Below are 17,674 nucleotides of genomic sequence, written 5' to 3' on the forward strand. Positions count from 1 at the left end.
GATGGGGGGATGGGGAAAATATTTAACTACCTCTTCTACTCCCCATTCCCCCATCCCCCCACCTCTTCTTCTAAGTCCCGATTTCCTAACTATTTGGAGGTCTACAAATGCGGATTTTATTAATTCAACCCAATTACCATTCTGGAGGCGCTGAAATTGCAGGAAATTGGCCTTCAAGTTGGGTTCCTTATGTTGGTGGAGCATTAAAAACAGCGGGCTTTACTGACATTGAATTTATCGATGCGATGACTTATTATATCGAGGATGATGAATTAGCAAAAATCATTCGCGATCGCCAACCGGATGTAGTTCTGGCAACAGCAATTACACCGATGATTTATAAGTCTCAAAGTACACTGAAATTAGTTAAACAAATCTGTCCTAATGCTAAAGCAATTATGGGCGGAGTACACCCGACTTATATGTATCGGGAAGTATTAGCAGAAGCACCTTGGGTAGATTATATTATTCGGGGTGAAGGAGAAGAAATTACGGTTAATTTATTGCGTGCGATCGCCAATGGTACAGATGAACAAGAACGCCGCAATATTTTAGGGATTGCATTTTTGGAAGAAGGCAAAATTGTCGCTACACCAGCCCATCCACCAATCAAAGATTTAAACACACTTACCCCTGATTGGAGTTTGCTAAATTGGGATAATTATATTTATACACCGCTGAATACTAGAGTTGCTGTTCCTAATTATTCGCGGGGTTGTCCTTTCCGGTGTCGCTTTTGTTGTCAATGGAAATTCTGGCGGAAATATCGTTCGCGATCGCCTAAACATTTCGTCGATGAAATTGAATATTTAGTGAAAGAACATAAAATAGGCTTTTTCATTCTGGCGGACGAAGAACCAACGATCAACAAATCTCGATTTATTGCTTTGTGTAATGAATTGATCGATCGCAACTTAGGCGTTCATTGGGGAATTAACACCAGAGTCACCGATATTTTACGAGATGAAAAAGAATTACCCCTTTATCGCAAAGCCGGATTAGTTCACGTTTCATTAGGAACCGAAGCAGCTGCTCAATTAAACCTTAACTTATTCCGTAAAGAAACCACAATTTCAGATAATAAAAGAGCCGTACAACTCTTACGAGAAAACGGCATTTTAGCCGAAGTACAATTCATCATGGGATTGCCCAACGAAACGCCAGAAACGATCGAAGAAACATACCGCATGGCGCGAGATTGGAAAGCAGACATGACCAACTGGAATATGTACACGCCTTGGCCTTTTTCCGAACTATTTCAAGACTTAGCTGATAAAGTTGAAATCCGCGATTATTCTCATTACAATTTTGTCACGCCAATCATTAAACCAGATAACATGACCAGGGAAGAAGTACTCAAAGGAGTACTTCGCAATTATGCCCGTTTTTATTCTTGGAAATTTCTTGAGTATTGGCTTGAAAAAGATCCATTTAAGCGGCGTTATTTACTCGGCTGTTTGTGGGCTTTTGTGAAGACAACACTTAACAAACGATTCTACAATTTGAATCGCGTCAAACAAAAAGGTTTACACACTGAAATTGAGTTTGGTTTCGATGAATCTAAGATTTTGAGTGCCGAACAAATGGCACTATTGAGACAAGAAAAACCAGCAGATATTGACTCTCTGGGAACTATTTCAGCCTGTGGTGGCCCCAACGATGCGTCAGAAACTAGTGGTAGCTACATCAAAGCTCAAAAACAGCATGAAATGATTCAGGTTGCTGTAATTGAAGACGATCAACAAACTCGAATTAACTTACGAGTTAGTTTGCGGGCGCAAGATGGGATTGAGGTTGCCAGTGAAGCAACAAATGCGGAAACAGGTTTAGTATTACTAGAATCGATCGACGTAGATGTTGCTGTTGTGGATAGTACTTTACCAGATATGGAGCTAACGAAGTTTATTCGCAATGCGCGTAAAGTGCAAGCCAATTCTTACGTAATCCCATCAAAAATTTTGATATTAGTAGACCCCGAACAACCATCAATTCTCGATGCTTTAACTACTGGCAACGATGCGTTTTGTGCCGATGGATTTTGTGCCAAAAATGCCAGCATTGAAAAATTAACAGAAGCGGTGCGAATCATGCACAAAACAGGAAAATATCAAGACCCAGACCTCGCTCATCTTATGGCAGGGTTATCCGTCTAAAGAGGAAAAAGTGCAAAACCCTGATTCAAGGGGACTAGGAACTGGAAATCCTTGTGAAGTAAGCAACATCTCGTTACCAGGTTCAACCTGGTAACGAAACACAGAGGCTCTGCCTCAATACTGCTCGGTTAAGGGAAAAATTCTTAACCGAGAAGTATTGGGCTCTGCCTCTTAGTGCAAGATCTCAGTTTTCCTTACCAAAATGTCGCGCTTGTTTACCGATCGCTGAGAAATTTACACTAGGTTTTGTCTAGCAGGTTATTTAAATAACAGTTCCTTTGAATCAGGGAGAAAGATTGTGAGAGCAGCACAATCAGATTGCAAACAACAGCAAAATGCTCAAGATTGGTCATGGCACTTCTGGCCGCTAGTACCACTTTACCCTTACAACCAGCGGCGAACACTGCGTCGAGAAATCGTCAAAGATACTATTTGGACATTCGACCAAATCCAAGGCATTTTGTACACAGTTGTGCCCATTCGCATGACTGCGGTTCGACTATCTTCAGGTGGTTTACTCATCTACGCACCAGTAGCACCTACTCCTGAGTGCATCCGATTGGTGAACGAGTTAGTAGCGATTCATGGTGAAGTCAAATACATTATCCTCCCCACTGCCTCCGGTTTAGAACATAAGGTTTTTGTTGGCCCGTTTGCCAGACGCTTTCCTAATGCTCAAGTGTTTGTTGCGCCTTCACAGTGGAGTTATCCGTTTAACCTGCCTTTAAGTTGGCTTGGTTTTCCAGAGCAACGAACTAAGATACTTCCATTCGATAGTAAATTAGCACCGTTTAGCAATGAATTTGAATACAAAATACTCAACATTAACTTGGGAAGAGGTTCTTTTGTCGAAGTAGCATTGTGGCACAAATCCTCGCGCACGTTACTGTTAACAGATACAGTATTGGCAGTACCAGAAACACCACCCGAAATCATCCAGCTTGACCCTTATCCGCTATTGTTTCATGCGAGAGACAATGCTTTAGAAGAAATTTGTGATAATCCAGAGAATCGCCAAAAAGGATGGCAACGAATTAGTTTGTTTGCACTTTACTTTCGACCAAGTGCTTTAGAAACAGTAGGAATAAAACAGGCATTAACTGATATGTTCAAAGCGCCAGATAAGTCCAAAAAAGCATATTTTGGGTTATTTCCATTTCACTGGAAAAATGGCTGGCAACATTCATTTAATGCGTTGCGCGGAAATGGTAGACCGTTGGTAGCACCAATTTTGCAAACCTTGATTTTGGATCATGCACCAGCGAAAACTATTGAATGGGCTTCGCTTGTATCCCTTTGGGATTTTGAGCGGATTATTCCTTGCCACTTTGATGCACCAATTCAAACAAATCCCAGTCAGTTCCGACAAGCATTTGCTTTTTTGGAGTCAGAAACATCTGGAACACAACAATCTCTACCAGCAGAAGATTTAGCATTCATTCTGGAATTGGAGGAAAACCTCGATAAAAAAGGCATTACTCGTCCACCACAGCCGAAATCTGTTGTTTAGCCAAAATGAAAGGCAATCCCAGGTTGAACCGGGGAACGAGATTTGGGAGGTTCAACCTCCCCTGCTGCAAAATCTAAGTCGAGAAAGTTGATATTTCTCAATCTTTCTATGCTTATATTTGCATAAAGTTACAAAGCATACAGTTTTGTTGAGAATTTTCGGAGTTAATAAGTGTAATCCCTTCTTTCCCCTGACCCTGAATTAACTTATGTTTGACTTAACTGCTGCTGACTACTCCCTTTTGTCCTGGATTCAACAGTCTGGGGTGGCTGCTCACTCGCTGTCCATCTGCTTTCATCCGGGATGTTTAATGGTGCAGTGTCAAACTCTTGAGGATGCAGCTAAGTTATGGGAACTGCGCTCCATCCTCCAACTTTCTAACATCGAGTTGTGCTTTCGAGTTAATGGGGTTTTCTATATGGCTACTGCCATCAGATAATTGTGAACATTATTCAAAACCCTACTTGGGATGAGCTTTTGGCTTTGTCCCATCATCTCAGATCGATCGCCAATAGTGAATAAAGCGCGTTGCTTATAGACAAAGCCTAAGTTCAGTAGTTATGGCTATTGTGGGTTTTCTACTTGGGTCTTAATCGTTTGCCAAACAGATAATACTCCATCGAGCCATCCTTGTGCAAAGGTGATCCGGCTCATTGGATCTACTTGTAGTAAGTAAGCAAAATCTGCATCCAATTGGCGTGCTTGTTCGGGACAGTCTTTTTGATCCAGGTAAGAAAATAGATAGTCGAGCACATCTTCATCGAGGGCAGTCGCGAGAGACTGAACTCGTTCAAAATGGCGGAAATCTTTGTAGGACAATTTAGCACTGGAACGAATTCCTAATTCAAATCCTTCTTGACGAACTTTGTTGAGGAGAACTTTTTTTTCTGTCTGAAGGCGTTGGACTAAATTTTCGTCTTCGGCAGCTTGGACTTTGAGTTCTTCGATTGTAATAGCCATCTCTAATGCCTCCTGGCAAACGGCGGAAATATTGAAGCGTTGCTTGACGGGTTGAAGTCGGGCAAACAGTGGTTCTGGAACCGCTATGGTGACTCTTTGACTCACAACTCCCTCCCGCGTTCTGTGTACTCTTATACAGTAGCAGAGTTAATTGCATAATTACTCTCTTTGAGACATTTTGTTACATAACATACAAAATGACCAAGAAAATTATGCAATCAACTCCGATAGAGGTTTTTCGTTTCCTCATCTGTAGGACTTACGCACCGAAACCTGAAACCCTGATCCCCCCTAACCCCCCTTCCCAAGGGGGGAATTTCAAAAAGCCCCCTTGGGAAGGGGGTTGGGGGATCTGGGTGCGTAAGTCCTCATTTGTTGGTGAAGATCGATCGCGCAGCGTGGCGTATAGCCCTGTCGAGCACGCCTACTGGTGACGGTTGAATTCCTCTATTTCATGATTTAGAAGCTACCGCTCAACTAAACCCAAAATAAAAGGCAATAGTTTGGCAATATTTTTGGCATCATCAATACCTCGATGATGCGTTCCTTCTAGTTCCATCCCTACTAGTTGCAGTGCTTCTGCCATGCTATATCTCTGAGATAAACCTTGGGTGTCACTGAACAACTTCTTGAGATTGATGTGAGGATAGCTGATGGGAAAGGGAACTTTGTGAAACTTGCTGTCTTGTTTGAACTGGTTGTAATCGTAGTCTCCCCAAGAGCCAAAGACGGCATTGGGATAGTTTGATAACCATTTTTGCAAAAGTGCGCTCGCTTCGACATACCCCGGAGCTTGTTCAACCTGCGCTTGAGTAATTGATGTCAGAGCTTTACAAAAAGAAGTAAGAATAGGATAACGCACAGGTTTAACAAAAGTTTGAAACCGATCGATAATCGTCAAATTTGGTGCTTCCACCATGACGGCTCCAATTTCGATGATTTCCATTTCATGCTTTTTGATGCTTCCTTTGTCGCAACAAGTTGCTTCTAAATCCAGGACTAAAAAATAATCGTATTGATTTAAGTTCATCATTTATTCCTAAACTAATGGCTGGTGGGGAATTTCCCAAGAGTTTGTCTGAATTTTGGGAAAGAATTTTCAGGATTTCCCACTTTCAAGTTAACTTTTCTCCCAAATCCTTACCAATCCCCTAAGAGCTTGATTTAGCAATCTGCTTCCAGTTGATACGATAAAGCTCAAGGGGTTGCTCTTTCCCTTTGACTAAAACTGGGGTCATTTTTTCTAAAGGTAAATTGCGATCGCTCAACTTGTCAAACGTAGTTTGGGAAATTAAAATCTCACCTGGATTAGCGGCGCTACAAATCCGGCTAGTTACATTAGTGGTATCGCCAATTGTTGCATATTGAATTAAGCGAGGTGAACCAATGTTTCCGGCTGCAACTTTGCCTGTATTGATGCCAATATGAATTTGAATTTGTAAATTGCGCTGTTTTTCCCACTCTACATTTAAGGATTCAACTGCCCACTGCATCGCAATTGCTGCCCTAACTGCTCTATCTGCATCATCAGGTTGTTGATAAGGCGCACCCCAAATTGCTAACAAGGCATCTCCGATATATTTTTCTAAGGTGCCTTCGTATTGAAAAACAATATCTTCTACCATCACCTTGAAGTATTCGTTAAGCATCTCAATTACTTGACGTGGTGACATTTTTTCCGACATTTGTGTGAAGCCGCTGATATCGCAAAAAAGGGCTGTTACTTGAGTATCAATAATTTCTAAATTACCTTCTTCTTTGAGCTTTTTAATCACAGCTGTGGGAAAAAAACTTTCGAGTTTAGTCCGCACGACTGCCTCAGCTTGCATTTTCTTATATAGTTGTGAATTTTCTAAGGCGATCGCTGCTTGGTTAACCAAAGCAGTGAGAAATTCTAAATCTTCCTCCGAGTAAATATTTATCATCGTGATATTGTCTGCGTACAAAACACCAATCACTTTATCTCTTGGTTTCATCGGTATACACATAGAAGCGTGAATTGCTTGCCTAAGAATTGATTCTGAATCATCAAATCGATTGTCTGTACAAGCATCAGAAGTTAAGATAGCATCTCCAGTTTGGCAAACAAATTTAGCGATTTTTGTACTATAAAACTGATCGAATTCTGGCACACCCGATCGGAACTTAGCCGCTTTTTTTTCTAACCTTCCGCTTTCTTCATTAATTAAAAGAATTATCGCCCGATCTACTCTCACAATATTAAACAATAAATCGAGAATTTTTTCTAAAAGTATTTCAGGCTCTTCGGGAGAGGAAAGCTGTTTGCCCACCTCTAGTAAAATTTTCAATTTATCTACTGCCCGTTGGTCAGCATTTTGTTGTCGGAGCATTAACACCGATTCAGAATGTTCTGTACTATTTTGATTTAGTAAGTCTTGCATCTTTACACGGGTTTGCTCTAGTGATAATGTTTTGACGATCGACCACTTAAAATCATCATCTTTATTAGGTATTGGTGCGGTAACTTCAAAAAAAGTTAAAAACTTAAAGGCTACATTCCCACACCAAATAATGTCTTGATCTTTAAGTTGCCAAAAATCTGTTTTCATTTGATTAACAAATGTGCAATTACGGCTTTTTAAATCTTTTATCGTCACCAAATTTTCACTAATTGTAATCTTTGCATGATGGCGCGATACACTTGGATCGTTAATAATTATAGTATTATCCTTTTCTCGACCGATGGTGTTTTCCCCAGGCCGTAATTCATAAATTTCTTGATTAATTGAATCTGGATTTTTGATTAGGTACGGCACAGCTTATCCTCTGGGAAATTCGCGATTTTTATTTATTAGTTATTAAGCTGTTCAGCATTTAAATAGGATATAAGGATATGTAAAAGGCAACAGGGAATAGAGAATAAATGATTTAAATGCACGGCAGCTTATTGGTCAATTGTGAGCTACAATTTTTTTGCTCAGGAAATTTTCTTTTTGAGAAATAACATTTATAGTATTAGACTATGACCTCAAATATTATAAATTATTACATTTTGTTTACATCAAAGGGTTAAAGGCTAGCGCAGCGTGGCAGAAATGATTGATACCAAATCCGAGTTAGTTACAGCCTTTATCCTCTTTTTCTTCTTCCTTCGTGTTCTAAAACGCTATCGCGTTTCGCTGCGCTATCGTGTCTTACGTGCTACGCACACGCTACGCGAACGTGGTTCCACCCATGAATCTTCTCCCCATCATAACGGGGGTAGCGTTCCCCGGATTTGGTATTACTAGGTTTGGAAATCAGTTTTTGGATTGGATTAAAGCTTTTTTAAGAGAATTTTTAATCTTGGTTGAGCCCACTAATTGTTAGCTGACAAGGGAAGAAGTGGAAGGTTAGAAAAATTCGGATATTTACTATCAATATGAGCAGCTTTTCTGGCAACTAAATTAAAGAATAAATTAGCGAGTTTAAGTTGCCGAAAAATTTGTTGAGGATCGGAAAGATGAGTTGTTGGTAGTTTTTGTCCCATCTCTTTAAAAACCAAACCTAGTGGCACATTAATTTGGTCTTGAAGTTGCAAATAACGGGCGAATAGTGGAGCATAAGCAGCCATTAGCGAACCAACACCTCCCCTGGCTTGTCCCCAACCAATGTAATACAAGCCTTTGTAGTCATCAAGAAAGGCACCAGCATAACATTTAACTACAGCACCAGAAACTCGCTGAAGTTCTGGGGGAAGAAAAGGATAGGAAACATGATAACCAGTTGCACAAACAATTAAATCAAATTTTTCCGAAGTGCGATCGACAAATTCCACCTCATCCCCCTTAAGTTGCTCTACGGCAGGTTTAGGAATTATTCGACCATGTTTGATATAGTAAGGAACCTCATTATTTAAAGTAGGGTGTTTCTCAAAAATTCGATAGTTTGGTTTAGCTAAACCATAGTTAGCATGGTTCCCAAAAGTCAGGCGAATAATGCCATAAGCCATTAACCGCTGATACCATTGGGGCATCCACCATTTAATTAAATCAGCAGTGGGTATTCCCGCAAATGTTTTCGGAATAAACCACACAGATTCCCGCATACTTAAAACAGATTTTAGAGCCACGCGAGCCGCTTCTGCCGCAATATCGCAAGCTGAATTTCCCCCACCAATTACCAAAACTCTTTTGCCTAAAAGTTGTTCGGGTTTTTTGTAATCTTTAGAATGAATAATCTCTCCGTTAAACTCTCCTTTTAATTCAGGAAATCTTTTGCTCCAATGATGTCCGTTACATAATAAAATCCCTTTATAAATCCTTTGTTCTCCATCAGCAAAAGTGACTTCCCAAAGGTTATTTTCTATCGGTCTTACATAACTAACACTACGATTAAGTTCAATATGTTGCCGCAACTCAAAACGATCGGCAAAAGCATTAAGATAATCCCGCATTTGTTGAGAGCTAGGAAAATCGGGATAGTCTTCTGGCATGGGAAAATGAGTAAATTGGGTAATCCGGCGCGATGAAATGATATGTGCAGTTTGATAAACTCCGTGATACCAATTACCGCCTATATCATCGCTAGCATCAACTTGGTGATATGGAATATTCGCAGCTTGGAGTGCCTGCGCCATCCCCAATCCGACAAAACCTGCTCCAATAATTAAATGTTTATTCTTAGTATCGATTTTAGGTTGTGTTTTCCCCAAATTACTGACTTGTACCACTTTTTAATCTCCGACGAAAATTGTCACTAATCCAATCCAAAGACCAAGGAGCAAATCGTTTTAAAAGCTGAATATTTTTCGCTATTGGATCGGGAAATACTTGCAATCGATCGCGAATAATTCCTTGAATTGTTTCTTCAATTACTTTTACTGGATCGGTAGCTAAATTTTCGGGAAAAGCATCTAATTCTTGGGCTAATGTTCCATAACGCTCAGATTTAAGAATTGGAGTGCGGCTGAAAAAGGGATAAACTGCTGTCACTTTAACATTATAATCTTTTACTTCATTGAACAGTCCTTCGCTAAAACCCCGTAACCCAAATTTACTACTAGCATAATGCGCCAATCCTGCTGGTGCTGACCAACCTGCTAGTGATGAAATATTAACTATATGCCCTTTTTTACGGGCAATCATATCAGCAGCAAATAATGTACTTAATCGCATTGGTGCTAATAAGTTTACCTGCATTAACTGTTCCCATTTTTCGCTGGGAATTTCATCCATTCTACCAAACAATCCAATTCCGGCATTGTTAATCAAAATGTCAACGGGAACGCCAAGTGATTTAACTTGTTGATAAAGGTTTTCACATCCTTCACGATGAGAAAGGTCGGCAGCTAAACAAGCAATAATTTTACCTGTGCTGACTTTACCTTGAATTATTTCCGTTTGTTTTTCCAGAACTGTTCGATCTAAATCAGTGAGAATTAATTGGCTATTTGCCATTAATAATTGACAGGTAAATTGTTGCCCAAAACCACCTGCTGCACCAGTAATTAGTACTACCGCCTCACTCAGTTGCGTCATCTCGAAATCCTTGTTTAGCAAAAGATATCAAATTTTAGGAGAGCTAACAACACCTAATAGTAACAGTGACCAAGGTATGTTGATATTGGGTATCAGCCAGGAATATTTTCGCAGTGCGGGTATGGCAAAGGGAATGATGAACTTTAGCGATCGCAATGATACAGGTCGATCGCCATTTTGGTCTACTAATCCATAATGTTGCGCTAATTCAGCGACAATCTGCACTTTCCCTGTGCGACGGATTACATTTGGATCTGCTGTCAGTGCCGCAATTACCCGCCCTGTGAGCAAAGGAGTTTCCCAATTGTATCCCTCCCTAAATACAGCACTTTGGGGGTCTGTTGTCTCTTCTTCCCTCATTTGAGCAGCTAATCGAGTGATATGTTCAGTGCCAACTATTCCCGGCCAAATTGACAGTGAGGTAACATTATGTGGTTTCAATTCTATTGCCATATCTGCTGCTAGGCGATCGCAAGCTGACTTACCCACAGTGTACGGTATGCCAAAAATATAAGACAAACCACCCCAAGAAGAAATCGTACAAATTAATCCCTGTTGATGTTGCGTCATCATTCGCGCTGCATACACACTTGCTACATAATGACTACGCAATCCCACGTTGTTACAAGCATCCCAAAAATTCGGTTCTGACTCCCAAAAACCTTTTCCAGAAGCTTCTGTTATTGCTTGTACTCCTGAATAAACATTATTCACCAAAACATCAAGTTTTCCCTGCTCATCTTGAATGCGTTCAAACAATAAACGCACTTGTTCATCATCACTATGGTTTACTTGAATGGGAATACAAATTCCACCTGCGTCGATAACAGCTGATTCAGTTTCTCGGAGACTTCCAGAATTATCATTCGACTCTAAAGTGCGACCTGTAATATAAACAGTAGCACCTGCTTCACCCAGTCCAACCGCAATTCCTTTGCCTAGTCCTCGCGTTGCACCCGTTACCAATGCTATTTTACCTTCAAGATATTTACTCATATTTGTTATCTAAGAAGACTTCAAAGCCCAAGCTAAAAAACGTTCGGTATAATACAAGGCTAATTGATTACTCACGCCATTAAAAACGGCATCAAAAGCGTGTTCTGCCCAAGGAATTTCTAACCATATTACCTGATTTCCATTTTCTCGTAATTGTGCATAAAGTTGCCGACCAAAAGTAGGTTTTACTAAGTGATCGCGACCAGCATAAACTAATAAAGAAGGCGGAAGATTTGGTCTAACATAATTAATGGGAGAAGCTTGCTGGTAAAGTTCTTTTAATTCTTCGGGTGTACCTCCTAAAAATTTTTCCAGTACATCACGAGTGTTAATTGGATCGGGAAATGGTGGGTCATAATAACCTTTGGTCAGGTTAACAGGCCCATAGTAGTTTACCACTGCTTTGACGGGAATTGCATCTGGTTGATAAGCGGCTAACATGGCTAAATGAGCACCTGCTGAACGTCCCATGAGGGCGATTCGATCGCGATCTACCTCCAAACTATCTGCATGAGTTTGAATATAACTTAAAGCTGTTTTTACATCTTCTAATTGCACCGGAAATTTATATTTAGGTGCATGACGATAATCAATTGCTATTACTGCATAACCTTGACTTGCCATGTAGCAACTAAACTTTTCGTCATTGTTGGGAGTGCCACTGCGCCAAGCTCCTCCATAAATCATAATAATAGTTGGATATTTACCTGTTGCTAAAGGTCGGTAAACATTTAATGTGAGTTTTACGTTATCGAGAGTTGCAAATGTGATGTGGCGATCGATCCGAACTTCTGCTGTGGGAATTCCCCGGAAAGCATCTGCTAAAACAAATGGTTGACGACGCATTTGTTTTAGTGCTGTTTGGGGAACTTTTGCTAAATAATCTTGCCCTAAAATTGTTTGCATTTCTTTAGCTACTTTTGTATTGGCGCTGGGAAATTGCCACAGTGGTAGTACACTCAGAAGCAGACCGAGTAGACTAGCAATTAGGGCGATATTGTACAGCCAACTTTGATGTAGTTTAAAGAGAATTAAGATTAGGGCAAGTGCATTTACACCAATTAACCAAGGGCTGATTTCTGGCGCACCAACTCCCAAAGGTAACAAGAAAAATGTGGGGGCTGGTAGTATAATCCAGATGCTCAGGAAAAGTGCGATCGTACTCAATAACCAAGGAATAAACAGCAAAATAGCTAATAGTATTGTCCAGATACCTTTCTTTTGTCTTTGATAATCTGCCATTTGCTAAGGTTGGGTTTTCTCACGAGTTAATTAATCAGAATTTTCAATGTAACTCGTTTTCTGCTGGAACGGCAAAGATTATGAGTCATTTCGATAAAAATTAGCCTCAGATGAACCGCCAGAGATTTGTCGTTCTTGTTTCATTTATTCAGGTACTTTTTGATGCTTTTGTATTCAGTAATAACCCTTACACATTATCTTCAATACGTAATCTAGAATAGAGAGGTAACATTTACAACTAAAAAATCAACCTATATGCCCGATCCTATAACCGCTTTTGGCACAGGTCTTGTCGCTGGCGCTGGTAATGCTCTCGGTCATGAATGTGTTCGTCGCCATAAAGATGATATTACTCAGGCCGCTGAAAAAGTTGGGCAATCAACCAAACAAGCCTGGGATGACGGCTGGCAACGGGACTATGATGCTGGAGGAATCTCATCCTTGGGCAATAAAAAAGAAACCGGGTTAGAACCTGCTTAATTATAAAGATTAGCCTCCTGCGTTCTATGGTAGGGGGCTTTTTAGAAAATCATCTTAAAACAATCGTAACTAATAAAAAAATTACTACTGAATAATTTCGATTATTTTACTAATCACTTCATTCAATTTATCAGTGTTAAGCCGACCAGCTTTATAAAGGATAATTTTGTCATCAGCTGTAAACAAGCGATTAGGTCTAATATTGCTATTTTGGCTAAGTCCACCTTCACTAAAATCAGTATTTTCAATTGGAATTGCGTATCGATCACTAATAATCTGACTAGTAATCTGGCAAAGAATTAGGTCATCTCCCTGTAAAGCTGCTATAACTAATGCAGGTCTGCGCTTCGCTTGGGTTAAATCTGAAAATGGAAATGGAACAACAACTACATCACCTTTTACAAATCTTGCCATGCTGCATCCTCTTCAGGTCTTAACCAATCTTTTTGCAGAGAAGATTCACTTAAAAGAGTTGTTTCTAACTTTTCTTGTTGATATTTGGCTTTAATAAATTGGAGAAAATCCAAAACTTCATCTAAAAGAAAGTCGGGAATATTCTCAATTTCCTGAATAATCAAGTCTTTTGCCGTCATCGCTCTTTACTTAATTACATCTAGACATATTCTAAGATGAATGTGGCGCATCTTGACAACCCAGTGTTAAAGCACACAAGAATTATCTCGCATAAATCCTGCTACTGATAGCTTCTTTTTTCCTTTTTGCTTTTGGATTTCTTTGTCCCGTTCTTTTTCCATTGTTCCATTCTGGAATTCGACAGTACTTAATGAGAAGTAAACAGTTGACGGACACGCTTTAGATCTTTTACCCGAAATGATTTAAAAATATGCACCGAAAACTATTCCCTTATTGAGATGATGGGTAGAGGTTTAGGGTGTATTACAAAGTAATAACATATAGAAAAACTAGCCGCAGGTAGAACAAAGCTCCCAGTTTCTATTGCTATGTTTTGGGTAAACGATCGCCCAAAACATTATGAATCAACCTAATCACAATTCCCCTTGGCAGAAAGAATTCCTGCGCGTTTTCCTAGCCATATCGATGATAGTGGTAGGCATTACCCATTTTGTCAGACCCGAACAATATGCTCGCATAGTACCTCCTCAATTACCTTATCCATTTGAGTTGGTTTATATAAGTGGTTTTTTTGAAATTTTAGGTGGGATTGGGCTATTAATTCCGCTCGTTAGTGTAGCCGCAGCTTGGGGATTAATTGCGCTATTTATTGCTGTGTTTCCTGCTAATATAAACATGACTTTGAATAATATTCAGATTGATGGAATTCCCCATAATCAAGCATTTTATTGGGCTAGACTTCCTTTTCAAGCTGTGTTGATTGCATGGGCTTGGTGGTACACCAAAAAACCGGAGCAACAACCGGGAGCTAAACAAGTTATCAAGCAAACTGGAACGTTGATAAGTGAAGTAGCAGCAACCAAAGATAGCTAGATTATGCGTAGGGTGCGTTATGCTGTCGCTAACGCACCCTACGCTAATTTAACTAATTACAGCGCCAAACTTTAATAGTTTTGTCATTGCTACCACTCACAATAGTTTTACCATCTCTACTAATAGCGACAGAATAAACTGATCCTGAATGTCCCGTGAGAGTACAAATTTCTTTACCAGTACTTAACTCCCATAGTTTAATAGTTCCGTCTCCACTACCGCTAATTAGAGTCTTTCCATCAGGACTGATAACAACAGAATAAACTCTACCTGAATGTCCCTTGAGGGTGCAGATTTCTTGGCCTGTAGCTGTCTGCAAAAGTTTAATTTCTTCCGCAGTAGCTATAGCTAATATTTCTCCATCTGGACTGAAAGTTACAGACAAAACATTGGCGCTTAAAACAGGAATAGAGCGAATTATTTTACCATTATCTATTTGTCTAATTCTGACAGGTTTTTCTAAACCACCGCTTGCAAAAATTTTTCCATCTGGGCTCATAGAAATAGTTGTAATTTGTGCTGAATGCCCACTAAAACTGGAAATTTCTTTTCCCGTACTTGTTTGCCACAATTTGATGGTTTTATCAGCACTACCACTCGCTAAAATTTGCCCATCAGGGCTAAATGTAACTGCCGAAACCTTGTCTGAATGTCCCGAAAATAAACTGCCAAGCGTGCGAATTTCTTTTCCCGTGGTTGTTTGCCACAATTTGATAGTTTTATCAGCACTACCACTAGCAAGATTAATTCCATTGCGATTAAAAGCAATGCACAAAACCCGATCTGAATGTCCGCTAAGAGTGCGAATTATTTCGCCATTATTGAGTTGCCAAAGTTTAACTGTACCATCAAAGCTGCCACTAGCAATTGTTCTGCCATCTTGACTAATAGCAACAGAACTAACTGAGTTTAAATGTCTAGCAAAGGTGAATACACAATCCCACAGAGGTGTTGATGATGCTCCTGTAGGTGCAGGAGGTGTTTCTGGTTGCGATCGCTCTTTTGCTTCCTTCGCTCTAGCTGAAGGAGTGGTTTGTTTTTTTACTTCTGGAGGCTCAGTTTTTTTCTGTTTTCGCTCCAACTCTAAAGCTTTGCGAAAGTCAGAAGTTGCTCTGTTATTATATCCTAATTTTTCGCAGACAAGACCACGATATTTATATGCTTCAATATAGTTAGGATTGAGACGAATAGCATTATTAAAATACTCTATAGCTTCCTGATATTTCTCTGCGTTTGCATTTGCCACGCCTTCATTGTAAAAAACTTCTGGTTTAGAACGGCTAACTGAATAACCCCCAGCCAAAAAAGTATCGACTAATTCACCAGAATGATAAGACTTTAGCAGTTTGTAAGCTTGATTAATTTCTTTTATTTTCTCCTCAGCCTCTTTTTTCTTTTCTAGATCATCAATAAAACGATCGGGATGCCAAATTTTAGCTAAATTGCGGTAAGCTTGCTTTACTTCCTGCTGGCAAGCATTCTGTTTCAGCCCAAGTATTTCGTAGCATTCATTAATATTACTCATATAAATTTAACCCTGAATATGGCAAAAAATACCTTAACCATCAAGGTGATAGCTGAATAGCTATCATCTGTTGATGATTTGAGATATCCTATATTTTACATCACCCTTTTTCCTGATTTCAAAACCGAAACTTTTGAAGGTGAATTTTTGCAGGGTAAAAGCTGCCAGTTTTTCTTTGATTACTGGATAAAGTACCCATAAAAATATGCCAATTACTAGCTAGATTATGCGTAGAGTGCGTATAGCCTGCGGCATTGAAGAAAAGCACAGCGTAACGCACCATCTCCATGTGAAGCGGTGCGTTAGTAACGCACCCTACGCTAAATCTACGCTAAATCTAAATTTCTCTAATTACTGGAGATATTGCTAAATCTTTTGCTGCTTTTTGCATTAATATAATATCTGAATCTGACCACAAACGAGTGTCTTGACAATGATGTGCAATTAATAATCCCCATAATTTTCCATTATTTAAAATTGGTACGGCTAAATTAGCACGCACTTTGAGATGGCGAAGAAAATCTCGGTGACATTCACTAATTGATTCAGTTTCAATATCAGGAATTGCTCTGATTCTTCCGGCTTGATATAAAGCCGCATATTCACCATTAAAACATTCATCGGGCCCGGTTTGACCAAAAACTGAATATTCGCTGGAACTTAAGGATTCAAATGTGACTCTTCCTTCCCATTGGCGCACGAAGTAATACAAGAGTACTCGATCGACCTGAAGAAACTCTCGTAAATCATTTGTGGTTTTCTGTACTAAGAAGTCGCGGGATAGATTCGCACCAAGGCGATTAATCACTCTTTGTAAACCTGGATCGATCATAATCTTTTTTCTAACTCCTCAAATAATTTAACTATAGGTTTAAGGTTATTCGGCTTAATTTTAGCTTAAATAATTTTATGTTGGCTCGGAGATAGCAAGAAGTTTTCGGTATCTTTGATGAGAAAACAGGAGAAAAAGAATGGTTTTTTCTCCTGTTTTGATTGCTATTTTGTTTATTTAGCATATCTAATGGTTTACTATCGCTCAACCATTAGAGGGAGGATAAATTCCCCAATCTTCTACATTCTGTTTACTTAGGATATCTTGAGCGCGATCGATCTCTTCGTTTGAGCCATCAACTATTAGGAAATAATTGCCTGCTAAAAGTCGATCGCTATACACTCTCGCCTGTTCTTCGGGAATGCCTAAATCAATTAGAGATGTTACTAAATTAGCATTAGCGACCGTTCCCATTGCTACGCCACCCAAGGTAGTTAGTAAAGCTACACCAAGACTTCCTGCTGCTAAAACGGGGCCAATACCAGGCAATATTAAACCGCTAAGACCTACTAACAATGTACCCCAAGTGCTACCTGTGGCAAGGTCGGAAACAACCGCTGTGGGAGAATTTACATTTTGTTCGCCTACGGTATGGGTAGTTTTGGCACCACCTACGCGATCGCCTTTTTCCAAGTCTTTAGCAATTATAGAAACTTTCTCCATTGGAAAGCCGGATTTTTTTAATTCAGTAAGTCCTATTTCTGCTGTTTCTCTATTAGAAAAAACTCCGAAAGCACGAGTTTTAGCACTGATAACCATTTTTCCCCCTGCTTTAATTTAAAGACAAATTTCACATCATTTGGTTTTTTATCTTTCCATTTTTGTAATTTTCGTTACATTATTCATCAACCTAAAGAGGGGGAAAACTTTTCAGATGCCTACCCAGATCGCTGACTAGATAAACTACTATTTCGCTTACCGGAAACACGGTGCAAAATTGCTTTAGTTCGTGCGTCTCGAATTGGTGATTTTGTTAGATCGAATAGAAAAAATAATGCTAACCTGGCAAACTATAGAAGAACCATCAAG

17 protein-coding genes are annotated in these 17,674 nt (G+C 39.6%); 5 read left to right on the plus strand and 12 right to left on the minus strand.

Going from position 1 to position 17,674, the window contains the following annotated elements:
- The first annotated feature begins 107 nt into the window (after positions 1 to 107).
- The 3 genes from bchE (at position 108) to IQ264_RS25515 (ending at position 4,102) form a co-directional block, all read left to right on the plus strand.
- A complete protein-coding gene (bchE, locus tag IQ264_RS25505) occupies positions 108 to 2,153 on the plus strand; it encodes a magnesium-protoporphyrin IX monomethyl ester anaerobic oxidative cyclase (RefSeq protein WP_193984195.1) in 2,046 nt (681 codons plus the stop codon).
- A 298-nt stretch (positions 2,154 to 2,451) separates the two neighbouring features.
- Complete coding sequence (locus IQ264_RS25510; RefSeq protein WP_322744805.1) at positions 2,452 to 3,663, plus strand: DUF4336 domain-containing protein; 1,212 nt, start codon at positions 2,452 to 2,454, stop codon at positions 3,661 to 3,663.
- A gap of 208 nt (positions 3,664 to 3,871) precedes the next feature.
- Positions 3,872 to 4,102 (plus strand): hypothetical protein, encoded by a 231-nt coding sequence (locus IQ264_RS25515; RefSeq protein WP_193984196.1) that lies wholly within the window; start codon positions 3,872 to 3,874, stop codon positions 4,100 to 4,102.
- 125 nt (positions 4,103 to 4,227) lie between these two features.
- On the opposite strand, the gene IQ264_RS25520 is transcribed toward IQ264_RS25515, so the two are convergent.
- The 7 genes from IQ264_RS25520 to IQ264_RS25550 all read right to left on the minus strand — a co-directional run bounded on the left by IQ264_RS25520 (position 4,228) and on the right by IQ264_RS25550 (position 12,341).
- A complete protein-coding gene (locus IQ264_RS25520; protein WP_193984197.1) occupies positions 4,228 to 4,728 on the minus strand; it encodes a hypothetical protein in 501 nt (166 codons plus the stop codon).
- Between the two features lie 361 nt (positions 4,729 to 5,089).
- Positions 5,090 to 5,656, minus strand: coding sequence for a 3'-5' exonuclease (locus IQ264_RS25525; protein ID WP_193984198.1), 567 nt, complete (start codon positions 5,654 to 5,656; stop codon positions 5,090 to 5,092).
- A 118-nt stretch (positions 5,657 to 5,774) separates the two neighbouring features.
- On the minus strand, positions 5,775 to 7,400 hold the full coding sequence (locus IQ264_RS25530; protein ID WP_193984199.1) for an adenylate/guanylate cyclase domain-containing protein: 1,626 nt from the start codon (positions 7,398 to 7,400) through the stop codon (positions 5,775 to 5,777).
- Positions 7,401 to 7,942: 542 nt separating this feature from the next.
- Complete coding sequence (locus IQ264_RS25535; RefSeq protein WP_322744806.1) at positions 7,943 to 9,295, minus strand: flavin-containing monooxygenase; 1,353 nt, start codon at positions 9,293 to 9,295, stop codon at positions 7,943 to 7,945.
- On the minus strand, positions 9,279 to 10,103 hold the full coding sequence (locus IQ264_RS25540; protein ID WP_193984200.1) for an SDR family NAD(P)-dependent oxidoreductase: 825 nt from the start codon (positions 10,101 to 10,103) through the stop codon (positions 9,279 to 9,281). Before IQ264_RS25540 ends, IQ264_RS25535 begins: the two co-directional genes overlap by 17 nt.
- Positions 10,104 to 10,130: 27 nt before the next feature.
- Positions 10,131 to 11,099 carry an SDR family NAD(P)-dependent oxidoreductase gene (locus tag IQ264_RS25545; RefSeq protein ID WP_193984201.1) on the minus strand — a complete coding sequence of 323 codons (969 nt, stop codon included), beginning with the start codon at positions 11,097 to 11,099 and terminating at the stop codon, positions 10,131 to 10,133.
- A gap of 9 nt (positions 11,100 to 11,108) precedes the next feature.
- Positions 11,109 to 12,341, minus strand: coding sequence for an alpha/beta hydrolase (locus tag IQ264_RS25550; RefSeq protein WP_193984202.1), 1,233 nt, complete (start codon positions 12,339 to 12,341; stop codon positions 11,109 to 11,111).
- A gap of 255 nt (positions 12,342 to 12,596) precedes the next feature.
- On the opposite strand from IQ264_RS25550, the gene IQ264_RS25555 reads away from it, so the two are divergent.
- A complete protein-coding gene (locus tag IQ264_RS25555) occupies positions 12,597 to 12,821 on the plus strand; it encodes a hypothetical protein (RefSeq protein ID WP_193984203.1) in 225 nt (74 codons plus the stop codon).
- Positions 12,822 to 12,905: 84 nt separating this feature from the next.
- Here IQ264_RS25555 and IQ264_RS25560 read toward each other — a convergent pair whose 3' ends face one another.
- Together IQ264_RS25560 and IQ264_RS25565 are read right to left on the minus strand one after the other, a co-directional pair.
- Positions 12,906 to 13,235, minus strand: coding sequence for a type II toxin-antitoxin system PemK/MazF family toxin (locus IQ264_RS25560; protein WP_193984204.1), 330 nt, complete (start codon positions 13,233 to 13,235; stop codon positions 12,906 to 12,908).
- Positions 13,220 to 13,414 carry a DUF2281 domain-containing protein gene (locus IQ264_RS25565; RefSeq protein ID WP_193984205.1) on the minus strand — a complete coding sequence of 65 codons (195 nt, stop codon included), beginning with the start codon at positions 13,412 to 13,414 and terminating at the stop codon, positions 13,220 to 13,222. Before IQ264_RS25565 ends, IQ264_RS25560 begins: the two co-directional genes overlap by 16 nt.
- 400 nt (positions 13,415 to 13,814) lie before the next feature.
- Here IQ264_RS25565 and IQ264_RS25570 point away from each other — a divergent pair, with 400 nt between their 5' ends.
- A complete protein-coding gene (locus tag IQ264_RS25570; RefSeq protein ID WP_193984206.1) occupies positions 13,815 to 14,288 on the plus strand; it encodes a DoxX family protein in 474 nt (157 codons plus the stop codon).
- 52 nt (positions 14,289 to 14,340) lie between these two features.
- Here the strand turns inward: IQ264_RS25570 and IQ264_RS25575 are convergent, their stop codons facing one another.
- The 3 genes from IQ264_RS25575 to IQ264_RS25585 all read right to left on the minus strand — a co-directional run bounded on the left by IQ264_RS25575 (position 14,341) and on the right by IQ264_RS25585 (position 17,404).
- A complete protein-coding gene (locus tag IQ264_RS25575) occupies positions 14,341 to 15,813 on the minus strand; it encodes a DnaJ domain-containing protein (RefSeq protein ID WP_193984207.1) in 1,473 nt (490 codons plus the stop codon).
- 337 nt (positions 15,814 to 16,150) lie between these two features.
- Positions 16,151 to 16,645: a GAF domain-containing protein gene (locus IQ264_RS25580; RefSeq protein ID WP_193984208.1), complete on the minus strand. Its 495-nt coding sequence runs from the start codon at positions 16,643 to 16,645 to the stop codon at positions 16,151 to 16,153.
- Between the two features lie 204 nt (positions 16,646 to 16,849).
- A complete protein-coding gene (locus tag IQ264_RS25585) occupies positions 16,850 to 17,404 on the minus strand; it encodes a general stress protein (protein WP_193984209.1) in 555 nt (184 codons plus the stop codon).
- Positions 17,405 to 17,674: the final 270 nt, after the last annotated feature.

The organism is [Phormidium] sp. LEGE 05292 (genome assembly GCF_015207735.1).
In the GTDB taxonomy this organism is placed as follows: Bacteria; Cyanobacteriota; Cyanobacteriia; order Cyanobacteriales; family Aerosakkonemataceae; genus Floridanema.